The organism is Streptomyces sp. NPDC006487 (assembly GCF_042870555.1).
GTDB lineage: Bacteria > Actinomycetota > Actinomycetes > Streptomycetales > Streptomycetaceae > Streptomyces.
The window spans coordinates 129,979-147,511 of the sequence record NZ_JBIAHN010000010.1 but is presented as its reverse complement, the minus strand read 5'-3'; the positions used below and the strand labels follow the sequence as shown (position 1 = coordinate 147,511).

Genomic DNA, 17,533 nt, shown 5'->3' with positions numbered 1-17,533 from the left:
TCACCGCGAAGGGCCTCCCGGCCGGAGCCGGGAGGCCCTTCGCGCGTGTGCGTGCGAGGTCTCACTTACCGCCGACGGGCTGCAGGTCGGGGGTCTCGACCCGGGGCTCGGGGTCGTCCTCGCGCAGGAACAGCTTGCTCGGCCACCACATCCACCGGCCGACGTCCAGGGTCAGCGCCGTGACGAGGACCGAGCGGACGATCATGGTGTCCAGCAGGACGCCGAACGCCACCGCGAAGCCCAGCTCGGCCGCGAACACCAGCGGCAGCGAGGCCATCGCCCCGAAGGTTCCGGCCAGCACCAGACCGGCCGAGGTGATCACACCACCGGTGGTGGACAGGCCCAGCAGCGCGCCGCGCCGGGTGCCCTGCTCCATCGACACCTCGCGCACCCGGGTGACCAGGAAGATGTTGTAGTCGATGCCCAGCGCGACGAGGAAGACGAACGTCAGGAGCGGGAAGGAGGCTTCCGCGCCCGCGAAGCCGAAGACGTGGTCGAACACGAGACTGCTCACGCCGAGGGCGGCGCCGAAGGACAGCACCACCGTGCCCATGAGCAGCAGCGGCGCGACGACCGAGCGCAGCAGCAGCATGAGGATCAGCAGCACCACGACCAGGACGATCGGGATGATCACCTTGGAGTCGCGGGCGGCGGCCGTCTGCGTGTCGAGCATGACCGCCGAGCTGCCGCCGACCTGGGCATCGGCGCCCTCGATCGCGTGGACCGCGGTCCTGGCCTTCTCTACGGTGGTCATCGCGGCCGTACTGCTGGGGTCGTCCTTCAGCTCGCCGAGCAGGATGGCCTCGCCGTCCCTGACGGTCGGGGGCGAGACGGCCGCGATGCCGGGGACGGCGAGCAGTGCGGTCCGTACCTCTTGCGCCGAGACGGCGTTGCCGACGACGTAGATGGGGTCGCCGGAGCCGGCCGGGAAGTGCTCCGACCGGATCTGCTCGCCGACGGCCATCTGCGGGGTGTGGGTGAACTGGTCCTTGTTGGCGAGCCCGTCGGCCTTGAGGCCGAGTACGCCCAGCGCCATGACGGCGAGCGCGAGCGCGGTGCCGATCCACACCAGCCGCGGCCGGCCGGAGACGGCGGTGCCGACCCGGGCCCAGATTCCGTTCTCGGCGGTGGCGGGCGCTCCGTAGGCGGGCTTCACCGGCCAGAAGATCCAGCGGCCGCAGGCCACGAGCAGGGCCGGCATCAGGGTGACCATGGCGAGCAGTCCGACGAGGACACCGACGGCGCAGGCCGGGCCGAGTCCCTGGGTGGAGTTGAGGGTGGCCAGCATCAGCAGCATCAGGCTGACCGCGACGGTCGCGGCGCTGGCCATGATCGCGGGGCTGGAGCGGTACAGGGCCTCCGCCATCGCGTCGTGCCGGTCCTCGTGCTTCAACAGCTCTTCCCGGTAACGGGAGATGAGCAGGAGCGCGTAGTCGGTGGCGGCACCGAAGACCAGGACGGTCAGGATGAAGCTGGTCTGCTTGTTGACGACCAGGCCGGCGTTCTTCGCCAGTACGTAGATCACCGCCTCCGAGGTGACCAGGGCGACGCCCACGGTCAGCAGCGGCAGGAGCGGCAGCAGCGGGCTCCGGTACGTCAGCAGCAGGATCGCGACCACCACGAGCGCGGTGATCGTCGTCAGGGCCCCACCCCCGCTGAAGGCCTTGATCGAGTCGGCCGCGTAACCGGACGGGCCTGCGACGTGGAAGCCGAGACCGCCGGCGTTCTCCTTGCCGACCTCGGTCATCGCGTCGACGACCGCGCCGATCCCCTCCCAGCCCGACTGGTCCGTCTTGACCTGGACCACCGTCTGGATGGCCTTGCCGTCGTCGGACTTCACCGGGCCCTGCGCCTGCCCGACGACGTTCTCGATGCCCTTGAAGGCCTCGGCGTCGGCCTTGGCCTTGGCCATGTCGGCGTCGGTGACCCCGGCGGACCGGTCGTAGACCACGACGGCGGGCAGGGTGTCCGCGGGCATGAACTTCCCGGCCCGCTCCACGACGGCGGTCGACTCCGCATTGCCGGGCAGCCAGGCCGAACTGTCGTTCTCTTCGACGTCACCGAGCTTTCCGGCGAGCATGAGGGCCGGCACCAGCAGGGCCGCCCACACCGCGATGACGACCCATTTGCCCAGTCTCCCACTGGGCAGGGCCGCTATCTTCCGCATCATGTTCTTCCCCCGGTCTTCGTTGCGGAACGACGCGAGGACGAGGAGTGCGGCCTTGCCCCCAAGTCGTTAACGGTCAAGAGACTAGGGCACGTTGGGGTGGCCAGAGTGGAGGGAGGGAGGCCCGGACCCCCCTCCCCCGCGCACGCTTCCGGCGGCCGGTGACGCCCCGGCGTCATCAGGGTGACATCCGGGCTCAGCGACCGGTCAGGACCCGGTCAGGTGCTCCGGGCGCACCGGCGTCTTGTTCAGCTCCAGCCCGGTCGCGGCGCGGATCGCCGCGAGGACGGCCGGGGTGGACGACAGGGTCGGGGCCTCGCCGATGCCCCGTACCCCGTACGGGGAGTGCGGGTCGCCCAGCTCGAGGTAGTCGACCGGGAGCGTCGGCGTGTCCAGGATGGTGGGGAGCAGGTAGTCCGTGAAGGAGGGGTTCTTCACCTTCGCGGTCATCGGGTCCACGATGATCTCCTCCATGATCGCGACGCCCAGGCCCTGGACGGTGCCGCCCTGGATCTGGCCGACCACGGACAGCGGGTTGAGGGCCTTGCCCACGTCCTGGGCGGTGGCCAGCTCCACGACCTTGACGAGTCCGAGCTCGGTGTCCACCTCCACGACCGCGCGGTGCGCGGCGAAGGAGTACTGGACGTGACCGTTGCCCTGACCGGTCCGCAGGTCGAAGGCTTCGGTGGGCCGGTGGCGCCACTCCGCCTCGATCTCCACGACCTCGTCCTCCAGGACGTCCACGAGGGCGGCGAGCACCTCTCCCCCGCCGCTGATCACCTTCCCGTCCTCCAGGAGGAGTCCGGCGCCGGCCCATCCCGCGTGCTCGGCGCCGAACTTGCGCCGGCCCAGCTCCAGGACCTCCTCCCGGACGAGCCCGCAGGAGTTCTTGATGGATCCGCCGGTCATGTACGTCTGGCGGCCCGCCGAAGTCGAACCGGCCGAGCCCACCTGGGTGTCGGCGGGATGGATGGTGACCTGCTGGACGCCGAGTTCGGTGCGGGCGATCTGTGCGTGGATGGTGATGCCGCCCTGGCCGACCTCCGCCATGGCCGTGTGGATCAGGGCGACGGCCTCGCCGTTGATGACCTCCAGGCGCACCTTGGCCGTGGAGTAGTCGTCGAAGCCCTCGGAGAAGCCGACGTTCTTGATGCCGACGGCGTAGCCGACGCCCCGGACGACCCCTTCGCCGTGCGTGGTGTTCGACAGACCGCCCGGCAGCGCGCGCACGTCGGCCGCGCCCTCGGTGCTCTCCCACTGGCGCTCGGGCGGCAGCGGACGCGCCTTGACCCGGCGCAGCAGTTCGGCGACCGGGGCCGGGCCCTCCACGACCTGGCCGGTGGGCATGACCGTGCCCTGCTCCATGGCGTTGAGCCGGCGGAACTCCACCGGGTCCATGCCCAGTTTCGCCGCGAGCTTGTCCATCTGGGCCTCGTACGCGAAGCAGGCCTGGACGGCGCCGAAACCGCGCATCGCGCCGCACGGCGGGTTGTTCGTGTAGAGGCCGACCGCCTCGATGTCCACGTCGTCGATGACGTACGGACCGACCGAGAGGGAGGCCGCGTTCCCGACGACCGAGGCCGTGGACGAGGCGTAGGCCCCGCCGTCGAGCACGATCTTGCACTTCATGTGCGTGAGCTTGCCGTCGCGGGTGGCGCCGTGCTCGTAGTACAGCTTCGCCGGGTGGCGGTGGACGTGCCCGAAGAAGGACTCGAAGCGGTTGTAGACCATCTTCACCGGCTTGCCCGTGCGCAGCGCGAGCACACTGGCGGTGATCTGCATCGAGATGTCCTCGCGGCCGCCGAAGGCGCCGCCGACACCGGCCATCGTCATGCGGACCTTCTCCTCGGGCAGGCCGAGGACCGGGGCGATCTGTTTGAGGTCCGAGTGCAGCCACTGGGTGGCCACGTACAGGTCGACTCCCCCGTCCTCGCAGGGCACGGCCAGTCCGGACTCGGGTCCGAGGAAGGCCTGGTCCTGCATTCCGAAGGTGTACTCGCCGGTGACGATGACGTCGGCGCGCTCCCGGGCCGCCGCCGCGTCTCCGCGGAGGATGGGCTGGCGGTGCACGATGTTCGGGTGCGGGACGTGGCCGGAGTGGTGGTCGTCCCGGTTCTCGTGGACGAGTACGGCACCGGGCGCGGTGGCCGAGGCCTCGTCCGTGACGAGCGGCAGCTCCCGGTACTCGATCTTGATCTTCGCGGCGGCGCGGCGGGCGGTCTCCGGGTGGTCGGCGGCCACCAGGGCGACCGGCTCTCCGTGGTGGCGGACCTTGCCGTGCGCCAGGACCGGAGTGTCCTGGAACTCCATCCCGTAGTACTTCACCGGGGTCGGCAGGTCCTCGTAGGTCATGACCGCGTGCACGCCGGGCAGGGTCAGGGCCTCGGAGACGTCGATGGACAGGATCTCGGCGTGCGCGAGCGTGGACCGCAGGGCCTGGCCCCACAGCATGTCCTCGTGCCACATGTCCGAGGAGTACGCGAACTCGCCGGTCACCTTCAGGGTGCCGTCCGGGCGCAGCGTCGACTCTCCGATGCCGCCCTTGGTGCGGGTGCCCTGGGTTCCCTGGGTGACCTCGGTGGGAATGCCGGTGGTGATGCCAGCCATGATCAGACCGTCCTTCCTGGAGTCCTACGTGTGAAGCCGCACCGGACGGGGCGGCCGTCGGTGAACGTCTGCTGGACGGTGGCGAGTTCGCCGCCCACGCCTCTGCTCCGGCTCCCGCTCTGGGGCTCGCTCTGGGTCTCTGTCTCGCCCGCGCCCGTGCCGGTGTCGCGACCCCCGTGCGCGACACGCTGCCCGGCGCGGGCGGCCGGTCCTTCGACCATCACGTCCGTCCCACCCGCGATCGGCACGGCCCGCGGGGTGGCCGGCCTTCGCGGCGAGCGCCTCCCCCAGTCGGCGGGGCGGAGAAATTCCATGAGCGGCCCTCCTCATTCCATTCGCATGTGGCCAGAAGTCGGCGTCGGCCGCATGCGCAGAAGTAGATCCCGCACCCCACGGGGCGAGGCAGTCACCGATCGCTCAGAACCGGCTTCTCCAACGGCTGTGGACGAGCGTGCTTTCGCACGGCTGCACCGCTGTGAGCTGCGCCGATTCCTCTCCCGCACACCCCGCTCCGTGCGAAAGTAGCGATCATGCGGCTACGTGAACTCCTGGACGCCACCGAGCTCGGGCTGCTCCTGCTCGTGGGCCATGCCACCGACGAGACCGACGCCCCGCCCGGCACCCCCTCCCTCGACCGCACCATTTCCGCCGTCGCGACCAATGACCTGGCCGACCCCGGCCGCTTCCTCACCGGCGGAGAGCTCGTCCTCACGGGGCTCGCCTGGTGGCGGGAGGACGGGGACGCCGAGTCGTTCGTACGCGTCCTGCACCGGGCGGGCGTCACGGCCCTCGCGGCCGGCGAGGTCGAACACGGGCTCGTCCCGCACGACCTCGTGCGTGCCTGCCGGCGCCACGGACTCCCGCTGATCGCCGTACGGCCGGAGACCTCGTTCGCCGCGGTCACCGAGTACGTCCTGCGCCGGCTGCACCGCCGGGACCCCGGCAGCCCCGCCGGCATCGCCGGCCTCGCCGCCCTGGTCGAGCGCCACCGGCGGCTCCTCGCCGACCGGGCCGCCCCGGACTCCGTACTGGAGCTGCTGCGGCACACCCTCGGCGTCGACGTGCGCGTCCTGTCCGCGACCGGACGCCAGGTCTCCGGACCCCGGCCGCCCCTGCGCGCCAAGACGGCGGCGGCACTGGCCGCCCGCCACCTCGCCGCCCGCCGTGCACGCGGGACGGCCCCCCACCCCGTCACGCTCGGCGCCCGCCCGTACTCCCTCGTACCGGTACCCGCGCCCGTGCCGCCATCGGGATCCGCTCCCCACGCCGCCGAGCTGGGCGACTGGCTCCTCGTCCTGGAGGCCGACACCTCGCTCTGGCCGGCCCCCGACCGGGAACTCCTCGACCGCACCGTCGAACTGGTCGCCGACGCCCGCGCCGCCCACGAACAGGCCAAGACGGCGCGCAACGACCTGGCCGACCGCTCCCTCGCCCTGCTGCACAGCGACGTCCCGGCCGAGGAGATCCCCATCCGGCTGCGCAGCACCGCGCAGGCCGTGGTCAGCGGAGTCGGCCACTGGCCGCGGTGCCAGTTCGTGGTCGCGGGCGGCGAGTGGCACGCGGGCCGCCCCGTCCCCGCCGCGGCCCTGCGCGTCCTCCTGGAGGAGGCCCTGATCCAGGAGGACGGCCCGGTTCCGGTCTCCACGGAGGACATCGCCGCCACCGTCGACGGCGACCGGGCCGTACTCCTCGTCCTGGTCCCCGAGCCCTCGGACGCACACCCCGACCCGGCCCTCGACCACGCTGCCCTCGAGCGCAGGCTCTCCGCGGCGCTCGTCCGCTGGCTCGGCCCGGCGGACGGCGTCTCGATCGGCGTCAGCTCCCCGGTGGCCGAGCCGGGCAACGCCCGCCGGTCACTGGAGCAGGCCCACAACGCCCTGCGGATCGCCCGCGCCGCCCCCGGGCAGGTGACGGTCCGCGGCCCGGAAGACCTCACCTCGCACATCCTGTCCTTGCTCCCCCTCATCCCGGCCGAAGCCCGCCGCGCCTTCGCCACCCGTCTCCTGGGCCCTCTGCGCGATCACGACGCCCGCCACCGCACCGAGCTCCTGACCACCCTGGAGACCTTCCTCGACTGCGACGCCTCCTGGACCGCCTGCGCCGCCCGCCTCCACCTCCACGTGAACTCCCTGCGCCAGCGCATCGCCCGCATCGAACACCTCACGCACCGCGACCTGTCCCGCCTGGAAACCCGGCTGGACTTCCTGGCGGCCCTGAAATCCGGCTGACCGGGGATCACCGGCACAGCTCCCCTGAACGGCCGCAATCGCTATGGTTGGCTCATGACCGCACTGCCCGACTGGATGCGCCCTCCGCGCCCGGAAGGCTGGTTCGCGGAGGACCTCGACCGTCTCCCCGAGGCGCCCCGCCACACCGAGCTGATCGATGGAGCCCTCGTCTTCATGATGTCGCCGCAGCGGTCCTGGCATGGCCGCCTTGTCACCGCGCTGACCACCACGCTGACGGCACAGGTACCCGCCGGTTGCGAGGTCGAGCGGGAGATGACGATCCGCCTTGATGCCCGCAACCGTCCCGAGCCGGACCTCCTGCTGACGGACCTGCCCTATGACCCCGACCGCACCTGGTACGCCCCGGAAGACGTGAAGCTCGTCGTCGAGGTCGTCTCCCCCGAATCCGCCCACCGCGACCGCACCGTAAAGCTGCGCAAATACGCCGAGGCCGGTATCCGGCACTACTGGTGCATCGAGGACGAGGACGGGGCACCCGTCGTCCACGTCTACGAGCTCGACGAGCCCACCGGGGCCTACGCGCCCGCCGGCATCTTCCGCAACACCCTCCGGCGCCCCGTGCCCTTCGAGATCAACCTGGACCTCGGCACGCTCACGCCGCCGCGGAGCGGCTGAATACCGGCAGGGCATGCGGAAGGGGCCGGACTCGTCGGAGTCCGGCCCCTTCCCGTTGCCCTGGCTACGAGCCCCCGGTCACAGCCGCTTCGCGCTCCGCAGGGTCGTCGCGTAGTAGCCGTTGCCGTCGAGGCGGGAGGTGCCGCCCTTGTCGCCGATGGTCGGTCCGTTGGCCTCTTCGCGGCTGGATATGAAGATCTGGTGGCCGTCGGTGTCGGTGCCGAGGTAGATGCCCGTGTGGTCCAGCCGCTCGCCGGTGCGCCCGTCCAGCTTGAAGAACAGGATGTCGCCCGGCTGCAGGACGTCGATGGAGGTGGGCCGGTTCTCGGCGCCGACGCCCTTGAGCGGGATGACGTTCACGCCGGTCTTCGAACGGGCCATGCCGTTCGCGGTGCGCGGCAGGCCGTCACCGGCGGTGTCGGTGGCCATCAGCGGGAAGCGGGCCCGGTAGCCGAAGACGGTCCGGACGAAGCCGGAGCAGTCCATCGAGCGGGCGCGCATCGCTTCGGGCTTCGCGGTGGTCCCGCTGCGGAAGGTGTACGGGATCCCCAGGTAGTCGTAGAAGTCCGACTCCTCCAGGCGGTAGTCGTTGCCGACCGAGCCGTTGGGGTTGATCGGGCCGAAGTTCGCGTCGCCGGCGTACGAGACGCCCTCCGCGTCCTTCTTGACCGGGGCCTGGTCTCCGTACTGGAAGGCCATGGCGAAGATGTCGTCCTCCTCGCTGCCCAGGTACTTCTTGAACCACTCCTGGAACCACTGCTCCTTCTCGGCACCGCTGCGCCAGGTCTCCGGCATCAGCCGCACCCAGTTCTCGGTGACCACCCGGGTCTTGGTGGTGGCCGGCTCGGTGAAGGTGCGGCTGGGGCCGGTGAGCGTGGCGGTGCGGGCGCCGTCGGTGAAGGTCGCGAGGATCCCGCCCTTGCCGTCGCGCAGCACGGAGCGCTCCGGGTTCTTCAGCCGTTCCCACTTCTGCGCGCCTTCGTCGCCGCCCCCCTTGCCGGCGACGGGGGCGTCGACGAGCGACTGGATGGCGGGCGCCTTGGCCTGCTCCTCCTTGCGCAGCTCGATGGTGAAGTAGACGCTGCCGGCCAGCAGGGCGATCACGGTGGCCGCGTGCAGGACGGGACGTGTGCGGCGCTTGGACGTGGCGGTCATCGGTTACTCCGGGCGAGGTCGGTCGGGCGGGCGAAAGGACGGGCTGGGGCGGCGGACCGCGGCGGGGTCACGCGTGCGGCATGACGCCGAGCAGGATGCCGGCGGTCAGTACGACGTACGTCATCAGCGTCGCGGAGCCGGTGGCCAGCAGGGTGGCCCCCTTGGGCTGGCGGACCAGCTGGTAGGCGATCAGGCCGGGCACGATGAAGCCGAGGGTCTGGTTCGCGTACAGCAGCGGGAACTTCATCTGCAGCAGGATCACGACGCCCCCCTGGAGCAGCACGCCGATGAGCACGACGGTCGCGAACAGCCGCTTGCCGTAGAGGATCACGTAGCGCTGCGCGACGAGCGTGAGCGCGTACGTCAGGACGGTGACGCCGAGGACGATCGCGGCGCGCTGGAGGTCCTCGATGAGGGTGAGGGCGAGCCAGCCCGGGGTGATCATGCCGCCGGGAGACAGGTTGGTCGTCAGGTAGCAGACGAGGGAGAACAGCAGACCCAGGGCGATGCCGATCGCGGCGATCTCGGGGGTGAGGACGGCGGGGATCAACGGGGTTCTCCTGGGTTAGACCACTGCGGGGGCCGAGGGTGCTGCGGGTGCTGCGGGTTCTCGGGCTGAGGATTCTGGTGCTGCGGGTTCTGGTGCTGCGGGTTCTGGTGCTGGCGGGGCGGCGGCGGGAGCTGCGGCTGTTGCTGGAGCGGCTGCGGATGCAGGGCCAGCGGCTGCGGCTGCTGGAGCTGCGGCCACGCCGCCGACGTCAGCTCCGGGCGCTGCTGCTGCTGATGCTGCTGCTGCTGCGCCGCCTGGTACTGCTGCTGCTCCGCGGGCGGGAACTGCTCGTACGCGGGCGCGTAGGGCCGCGGCTGCGGGAACTGCTGCGGGAACTGCTGGTTCGGGTAGTGCGGGAACTGCGGGTTCGGGTGCTGCTGGCCCTCGCCGCGCGGCTGCGGGATGTGGGGGTTGCGCATCCGGCGCGCTTCCTCGGCCGCGGGCAGGTTCGCGTACGGGTCGAGGTGCTTGACGTACAGCGTCATGGTCTGGTCGTGCCGTACGTGCTGCGTGGGCGCGCCCGGCGTGGGCAGGGCGTCGCCGTCCTCCTCGAAGGAGGGCAGCTCGGCGAGGTGCTCCAGCAGGATCTCGCCCTGGCCGTGGATGTTGCCGATGGCCACGAGCGAGGAGTCCGCGCCGAGGTGGTCGAAGAGCTCGTTCATGAACTCCTCGCCGTCCCGGCCGTCGCCGCCGAGGTCGACGGCACGGCCGCGCCAGTCGGCGGGGATCGCGTCGATGGCGCTCTTCGACGGGTGCCCGATCACGAACACCTTGTCGGGCTTGAGGTCGGGCACGATCTGGCCCATCTGGCCGTTGCGCTCGACACGGTCGGGGCGGCAGTTGATGACCACGTTCAGCGGGCGGTTGATCGCGCCGAGGTCGAGCAGCTGGTTGATGTTCATCAGCGTGGACTCGGGGTCGTTGGCCGCGAACACGTTGGCGAACCGCAGCCGCTTGTCGCCGGGGCCGACGTAACGCTCGACGGAGAGCACACCCGGGTCCGGCGGGGCGTCGTACATGCCCTGCAGCGCGGTCTCCCGGTCGATGCCGAGGAGATCGGCCACGACCAGCGCGATGGCCACGTTCTCCTTGAAGGTGAACCAGCTGAAGCCGCGCAGCTCCTCGTCGCTGACGATCTCGGGGTCGGCGTAGATGAGCCGGCAGTTCCGCGCGTCCGCCTCTTCCTGGAGGACGTGGAAGCGGTCCTTCTCGGCGGTGACGCAGATGCCGCCGTGCGGCATGGAGCGGGACAGCGAACGGCCGATGTCGTCGAGGGTCGGGCCCATCTCGGCCACGTGGTCCTCGCGCACGTTGCACAGCACGCCGATGGTGGACTGGATCAGCTTGGCCTGGTTGAGCTCCTGGAGCGGCGGCATGACGGCCATGCACTCCATGACCAGCGCGTCGGGCTTGTAGGCCGCGGCGCGGCGCACGATGCCGATCTGCTCGACGACGTTGGCGATGCCGAACTTGCGGTAGACCGGCTCCTCGGTGGCGTCGGGGTGGATGAAGCGGGCGGCGGTGCCGGTGGTCTTGGCGACCGTGACCAGATCGCCGCCGCGCAGCGCGCCCGCGACGAGCCGGGTGATGGAGCTCTTGCCGCGGATGCCGTTGACCAGCACCCGGGTGGGTATTTCTGCCAGGTTGGCGAAGTGCCGCCGCTGCTCGATGATGCCGGCGATCAGCATCACCACGCAGCAGACGACCAACACGCTGAAGAGAAAGAGCACGGGGTCAGTTCCTTCCGGCCTTGGCAGCCTGGCCGGACCGGCCGGCGGTGCTGGTGGCTTCCCGCTTGCGCAGTTCCTGGAGCTGCTGCCTGATGACTTCCAGGCTGCGGGTGACGGCGCCGACCTCGTCGTGGTGGCGCGGGTAGAGGACGGTGCGGCGGTCGCCGTCCGCCAGGGCTTCGGCCCGCCGCGCGAGTTCGCGCAGCGCCTGGACCACCACGATCTGGAGCCAGCCGAGACAGACCAGGGCGGCCGTGAGGCCGAGCAGGCCGGCCAGCACCGTGCGGTTCTGCAGGTTGTACTCGGGGATGGCCAGGCCCTTGGCGGGCTGCCAGCTGACCACGGTCCAGGTGAGCGGCTTGGCGGCGCCGCCGCCGGCCATCGGGACCGCGGCGGCGATGGTGATGTCCTGGTCGTCGTTGCGCAGCACGACGCTGCTGGGGCGCGGGCCCTTGCCGACCTTCTGGTTGGTGCCGGCCACCAGCGCCCGCAGGCTGTCGTTGGGCAGCTGCGAGAAGGCCAGGTAGCCGTTGTTGCCGCCGATGATGCGCTGCTTCTCGTCGATCACCCGGATCTCGCCCAGGCCGGGACGCTTGAGCAGGGAGTTGAGGAAGTCGATGCGCAGCTCTCCGACCACGGACGCGCCCTTGATGCCGGGGGCCGCGGCGAACTCGACGATGACCGGCGCGTTGCCGGATTCGAGCAGTGCCACGGGCGCGTCGACGGCGGGTGCCTTGCCGTGCGGGCGCCGGGGCTCGGCCCCGACCTTGGCGGTGATGGTGCCGTCCGCCTGGAGGACGTACAGGGACTCGTAGCGGCCATGCTGGGTGAGGGTGCGTTCCAGGATGCCGGTCATCTCGGCGGGGGTGGTGGCCGGGCCGATCAGCGAGCCCACGGAGGCGAGGTCCGTGTGCCCCTCGTTGAGGGCGCGGCGGACCCGGTCGGCGAGGGTGTCGGTGCGTTCGCGCTGGTCCTGGACGATCGTCTGCGGTACGCCGACGGAGTCGCCGGCCCGGTTGAGCAGCAGCACCAGGGGCGCGGACCACAGCAGCAGGAGCGCGCCGCAGGTGGCGAGAAGGGCGCGGGCACCGATCCGGCCGCGGCCGCGGCCGGGGCTGTGTGCCTTCTGGTCCTCGGAGGACTCGCCGAGCAGCTGGCGGCGCAGCCGCTCCAGGGCGGTGCCGATGCGGGCGGCCTCACCGTACTTGGGCCGGTTGACCGGACGGTTCAGGTCGCCGCGGCTGAGCCGGCGGCTCTCCAGGAAGAGCTGGAGCAGCGGCTTCTGCACGGTGCCGATGAGGAGGGAGACGGCGAGGAGGCCGATGACGAGCAGGACGGCCGCGGCGACGATCCCGAAGAAGGGGTCGACGAGGGAGGCCCGGTCCTCGGTGACGCTGATGAGGGAGATGACCGTCAGCCCGAGGGCGGTGGCGGCGGTGCCCTTGCCCGCCTCGGGGCCGGTCAGGCTCGCGTAGCCGACGACGGTCCGCTCACCGCCGTTGGAGGAGCCGAGCAGGCTGCCGCTGACACCGCGGAAGCCGCCCCCGCCGGGCTCCTTGGTGGTCAGCGGGTTCGCCTTGGTCTTCCTCGCGGCGATCTTGGCGTACTTCTTGAGCTGCTTGCGGGCCTGCTCGGTGTCTTCCTTGACGTCCTCGGACTGGATCTGCTCGTCGTTGGCGATGCCGTCGCTGCTGAGGATCTGTCCGGTGGGGTCGGTGACGGCGATGGCCCGGAACTTGCCGAGGCTGACGCCGGGGAACCTCAGGCTGCTCGAGGCGACGAGCAGTTTCTGGGGCTGGCCGGGCCAGGACAGCACGGCGAAGGTGAGCAGGCGGGTCTCGCCGTTCTCCAGCCGCACCATGCGCGGGACGAGGCCGTTGGCCTCGGCGAGCTTGGTGTGGTCGATGGCCTTCAGCGGCACGTTCTCGCCGCGCTGGGCCTCCAGCCGTCCCGACTTGACCTCGATGACGGCGGTGCCGCGCCACTTCTGGTAGACGTTGCCGAGCTTGTCGAGCACCGTGTCGGCGGAGACCGGGGCGCCCGCGTTGAAGAGGGTGGCGGTGCGGGAGATGTCGGTGATCGACTCGTCCAGCGAAGCCCGCATCGCGATGGCGCCGTCCTCCGCGAAGTACTGCTGGGACGTGCGGACCGCCTCGGGGACGGACTCATTGCCCACCTTGCCGAGGTGGAATGCGGTGAGCGCGGCAAGGGCGAGCAGCAGCGCGGACAGCGCGGCGATGGGCGGCCGGATGCCGCCCAGCAGCGACATGTCAGCCCTTCGGCGGGCCTTCTGCCGCCGCTTCGTGCGCGACGCGGACAACGGGACTCCTGTGGGTGCGGGTGCGGGGTGCGGGTGCGGGTGCGGGTTCGCTGGGCGACACGTCCGGCGGGCGGACTGCGTTCGCCCGGGTCCTAGCGGTTCGTCAGCGGCGCCAGTCCGTCCTTGCCGCCGCCCCGGTTGAGCAAGGTGCCCTGGGTGCGTTCGTACGCGAGCTGGTAGCGGGCACGCCGTTCGGCCGAGAGCCCGCTGTCGTTCTTCAGCGCGGTGGCGAGCTCGATCAGCCTGTGGTCCTTGACCTGTCCGGTGTCGGGCAGCTTGACCGCGGGGTCGGAGACTTCCAGTTCCGGCGGCAGCTCCACGAAGGTGGGGACGTACCGGGCCTTGACGTCCCACTTGCCGTTCTTCTCGGCGAATTCGAACCAGCCGATGACGCCTTCCTCGGACAGCCCGCTGGGCACCTCGTGCCGGGCGAGCTGGTTGCCGAGCCCGTACGCGACCCAGATGTCGCCGACCTTCTCCATGGGCTGGACGACGTGGGCGTGGTGGCCGATGACCAGGTTGATGCCGGTCTTCTCGGCGACCTTCTTGGCGAGGCTCAGCTGGAGCGAGTTCGGGGCGGGCTGGTGTTCCGTGCCCCAGTGGATGCTGAGGATGACGACCTCGGCGCCGGCGGCCCGGGCGGCCTTCTCGGCGGCCGAGATGGCGTCCAGCGAGGTCTTGTTGGCCAGCCACGGCTTGTCCGCGGGCACCTGACGGCCGTTGAACCCGCCGGCGAAGGAGATCTGCGCGACCTTGACGCCCTTGACGTCCATGATCAGCGGCTTGGCGGCCTCCGCCTGGCTGCGGGCGGAGCCGGTGTGCTTGAGCCCCGCCTTGTCGAGGGCGTCGAGGGTGTTCTTGACACCGCCCTCACCGTGGTCGAGCACGTGGTTCGACGCGGTCGAGCAGGTGTCGTACCCGAGGTCCTTGAGGGTCGTGGTGACCTGCGGCGGCGCGATGAAGTCCGGGAAGCTCTGGAAGGGCCCCTCCGGCTTGCCCAGCACGGGCTCCATGTGGCAGATCGCCAGGTCGGCCTTGCTGATGACGGGCTTCACCCCGGCCATGATCTGTCCGAAGTCCATGCCGGCCTTGCCCTTGGCCTTGGCATCCTGCTCGGCCTGAGCGGTCAGCTCGGGGTGGATGAGAACGTCACCGGCCGCGGCCACGGTGAAAGAACGCCCACCGGACCCCGTGGACAGACGACCCTTGGCATCACCACCGGATCCCCCGTCTCCGAGGAGTCCACAGCCGGTGAGGGCTGTCGACAGGAGCAGGGTGAGCGCTCCGGTGCGGAGCGTGACGAGAGAGGCGGATATCTTCACTCGGTCTATCTTTATCCGATCATGACTCCGTTCCTCGCGAAACGTATAACGATTAAGGCAACTCTGTGCGCGGTGGCCATCATGGCCGCGATTGTGGCGTATTTCACGCTCTCCGCAGGGCAACCATCGGGCGAAATGCAGGTGAATTCCAGACCTTCGGCTGCCCCGGGGGTCGACCTGGAAAAGCGGATTACGGCATTCACCCAGGGATTCGGCGAGCGGGGGGGCTACCGGATCCCCACCGCGACCGAGCGCCGGACGGTCACGCAGGGTGTCGCCCTCCTCCTCGACGGCAAGGAGGAGGCGGCGCGCAAGCGGCTGGCCGAGGTCGATTTCACCGTGCAGTCGTTCACGGACACCGTCAGCGGCCGCGACTACGCCGAGGTCGCGGACGCGGCGGGCTCTTCGGGCTCGGCGAACCGCGGCTGGGGCCGGGTGTACGTCAACCTGGGCGTCCCGCTGACCTGGAGCGTGCAGGTCCCCCACCCCGTCGCCGACCAGGAGACCGAGCGGCTCGGCGCCCGCGTGCTGCGCGGGGCGCCCGGCGGGGTGATGGTGCTGGCCGGCGCCCACCGGACCGCCGGCGAAGGGGACTCCGCCGATGTGGCGCACCGCACGGACTCGGTGTTCCACAAGGTGATCGAGGAGCTGATGGAGCGCGGTCTGCCGGGCGTGCAGCTGCACGGGTTCGCCAACGAGTCCTTCCCCGAATTCGACGCCGTGGTCTCGACCGGGGCCGGGGACCGCGCGGTGTCCGAGGCCAGGACCCTGTCGGCGGCGCTGACCGACGAGGGCCTGGAGGTCTGCCGGGCCAATGTCCGGAAATGCAAACTGTCCGGAACCTCGAACGAGCAGGGCCAAGTGGCGGCCGAGGAAAAGCTGCGTTTTCTCCACATTGAACTCGCGAGGGTGATAAGGACGGACGACAGCCGCCTCGACGATGTGACGGAAGCCATAACGGTTCTCACCAAGCGCTGGTCGAAATCTTGACCGTCTCGACCGGATTTGACTGGTTTGACCGCAGTGACCGCACACCGAAGGGGCCGGCTCACGTAGGAGCCGGCCCCTTCGGACCACTCAGACGTTGAAGCGGAACTCGACCACGTCGCCGTCCTGCATGACGTAGTCCTTGCCCTCCATGCGGGCCTTGCCCTTGGAACGGGCCTCGGCGACCGAGCCGCAGGCGACCAGGTCCTCGAAGGAGATGATCTCCGCCTTGATGAAGCCGCGCTGGAAGTCGGTGTGGATCACACCGGCGGCCTCGGGGGCGGTGGCGCCCTTCTTGATGGTCCAGGCGCGGGTTTCCTTCGGGCCGGCCGTCAGGTAGGTCTGCAGGCCCAGGGTGGCGAAGCCGACGCGGCCGAGGGTGGCCATGCCGGGCTCCTCCTGGCCGACCGACTGGAGGAGCTCGAGCGCCTCGTCGTCGTCGAGCTCGATGAGCTCCGCCTCGAGCTTGGCGTTCAGGAAGATCGCCTCGGCCGGGGCCACCAGCGCGCTCTGCTCGGCCTTGAAGGCGTCGTCCGTCAGCTCGTCCTCGTCCACGTTGAAGACGTAGAGGAACGGCTTGACCGTGAGCAGGTGCAGCTCGTGGAGGAGGTCACCCTGCTCCGTGCCCTTCGTGATGCCGTGCGAGAAGAGGGTGTCGCCCGCTTCGAGGATCTTCACGGCCTTCTCGACGGCCGCGAGGACCGCGACCTTCTCCTTCTGGAGGCGGGACTCCTTCGTCAGACGGGGCACCGCCTTCTCGATGGACTGGAGGTCCGCGAGGATGAGCTCGGTGTTGATGGTCTCGATGTCGTCCTTCGGCGAGACCTTGCCGTCGACGTGGACGACGTTCTCGTCTTTGAAGGCGCGGATGACCTGGCAGATCGCGTCCGACTCGCGGATGTTCGCGAGGAACTTGTTGCCGAGGCCCTCGCCCTCCGACGCACCGCGCACGATGCCCGCGATGTCGACGAAGTCGACCGTCGCCGGGAGGAGCTTGGCGGAGCCGAAGATGCCGGCCAGGACGCCGAGGCGGACGTCCGGAACGCCGACGACGCCGACGTTCGGCTCGATCGTGGCGAACGGGTAGTTGGCCGCCAGCACGTCGTTCTTGGTCAGGGCGTTGAACAGGGTCGACTTGCCGACATTCGGCAGGCCGACGATTCCGATCGTGAGCGACACGTTGGCGACTTCCCGTAGCTGGAGGGGGCGGCGGCCCGGAGTGGGCCATCGGACAGTTTACTTTCCGATGAGGGGGCCCGGATGTACGCGTGTCCGGGCACACGATCGGCTGCTTCCCCGCCTAGTTTTGGAGGGTGGAGCGATACAAGGCGCGTACGGTACGTCACCCGGCGGAGCGGTCTGCCGAGCGGACCCCCCAGCGAGGGCCGACGCCGGTGCGCCGGCTGCCGCGGCCCCGGCTGACCGGGCTCGGCGGCGGGCTCTTCGCCTGCGCCGCGATGTTCCTGATCGGCGGCCTCGACTGGCTGCTGTTCGACGCCTCGCTGTTCGTCTACGGCCTGTTCTTCCTGCCGGTCGCGGCCGCCACCGCCCTGTGGGTACGGCCCGCCGACCTGATCACCGCGCCCATCACCGCCCCGATCGCCTTCGCCGCCGGAGTGTGGCCCGTGTCGGGCGGCTCCGGCGGGTTCGCCGGCGAGGTGATGGGGCTGGTGTCCGCGCTGTCCCTGCACGCCGGCTGGCTGTACGCGGGCACGCTCGTGGCGGCGCTGATCGCGGTGGTGCGCAAGGCCGTCCTCATCGGCCGCCGCCGGATGCCCCGCCGTATCGCCTGAGCCCGGCGGTCGCCTGAGCCCGGCGTCGTCTGAGCCCG

The 17,533-nt window shown here is 70.5% G+C and carries 12 protein-coding genes; 4 read left to right on the top strand and 8 right to left on the bottom strand.

The features are described 5' to 3' along the window. Positions 1-61 precede the first annotated feature (61 nt). Entirely contained in the window at positions 62-2,170 is a 2,109-nt protein-coding gene (locus tag ACFYM0_RS18980; protein WP_388502659.1) for an MMPL family transporter, read from the bottom strand. A 204-nt stretch (positions 2,171-2,374) separates the two neighbouring features. Next, positions 2,375-4,774 carry a xanthine dehydrogenase family protein molybdopterin-binding subunit gene (locus tag ACFYM0_RS18975; RefSeq protein WP_388502656.1) on the bottom strand — a complete coding sequence of 800 codons (2,400 nt, stop codon included), beginning with the start codon at positions 4,772-4,774 and terminating at the stop codon, positions 2,375-2,377. 530 nt (positions 4,775-5,304) lie between these two features. Here ACFYM0_RS18975 and ACFYM0_RS18970 point away from each other — a divergent pair. Next, positions 5,305-7,002 carry a PucR family transcriptional regulator gene (locus ACFYM0_RS18970; RefSeq protein ID WP_388502653.1) on the top strand — a complete coding sequence of 566 codons (1,698 nt, stop codon included), beginning with the start codon at positions 5,305-5,307 and terminating at the stop codon, positions 7,000-7,002. Between the two features lie 54 nt (positions 7,003-7,056). Beyond that, complete coding sequence (locus tag ACFYM0_RS18965) at positions 7,057-7,638, top strand: Uma2 family endonuclease (RefSeq protein ID WP_388502651.1); 582 nt, start codon at positions 7,057-7,059, stop codon at positions 7,636-7,638. Between the two features lie 78 nt (positions 7,639-7,716). Here the strand turns inward: ACFYM0_RS18965 and ACFYM0_RS18960 are convergent, their stop codons facing one another. The 5 genes from ACFYM0_RS18960 to ACFYM0_RS18940 form a co-directional block, all read right to left on the bottom strand. Beyond that, entirely contained in the window at positions 7,717-8,793 is a 1,077-nt protein-coding gene (locus tag ACFYM0_RS18960; RefSeq protein ID WP_388502649.1) for a C40 family peptidase, read from the bottom strand. 67 nt (positions 8,794-8,860) lie between these two features. Next, positions 8,861-9,343 (bottom strand): poly-gamma-glutamate biosynthesis protein PgsC/CapC, encoded by a 483-nt coding sequence (locus tag ACFYM0_RS18955; protein ID WP_243335815.1) that lies wholly within the window; start codon positions 9,341-9,343, stop codon positions 8,861-8,863. Next, positions 9,340-11,073 (bottom strand): poly-gamma-glutamate synthase PgsB, encoded by a 1,734-nt coding sequence (pgsB, locus tag ACFYM0_RS18950; RefSeq protein ID WP_388502647.1) that lies wholly within the window; start codon positions 11,071-11,073, stop codon positions 9,340-9,342. The genes ACFYM0_RS18955 and pgsB overlap by 4 nt, the downstream gene beginning before the upstream one ends. Before the next feature lie 4 nt (positions 11,074-11,077). Next, positions 11,078-13,342 (bottom strand): HAMP domain-containing protein, encoded by a 2,265-nt coding sequence (locus ACFYM0_RS18945; protein ID WP_388502646.1) that lies wholly within the window; start codon positions 13,340-13,342, stop codon positions 11,078-11,080. Positions 13,343-13,485: 143 nt separating this feature from the next. After that, a complete protein-coding gene (locus ACFYM0_RS18940) occupies positions 13,486-14,715 on the bottom strand; it encodes a CapA family protein (protein WP_388502644.1) in 1,230 nt (409 codons plus the stop codon). Positions 14,716-14,736: 21 nt separating this feature from the next. Here ACFYM0_RS18940 and ACFYM0_RS18935 point away from each other — a divergent pair, with 21 nt between their 5' ends. Next, entirely contained in the window at positions 14,737-15,705 is a 969-nt protein-coding gene (locus ACFYM0_RS18935; protein ID WP_388502641.1) for a hypothetical protein, read from the top strand. An 87-nt stretch (positions 15,706-15,792) separates the two neighbouring features. On the opposite strand, the gene ychF is transcribed toward ACFYM0_RS18935, so the two are convergent. Further along, positions 15,793-16,881, bottom strand: a complete 1,089-nt coding sequence (ychF, locus tag ACFYM0_RS18930; protein WP_388502639.1) for a redox-regulated ATPase YchF — start codon at positions 16,879-16,881, stop codon at positions 15,793-15,795. 134 nt (positions 16,882-17,015) lie between these two features. Here ychF and ACFYM0_RS18925 point away from each other — a divergent pair, with 134 nt between their 5' ends. Continuing rightward, a complete protein-coding gene (locus ACFYM0_RS18925; protein WP_388502637.1) occupies positions 17,016-17,495 on the top strand; it encodes a DUF6542 domain-containing protein in 480 nt (159 codons plus the stop codon). Positions 17,496-17,533 lie beyond the last annotated feature (38 nt).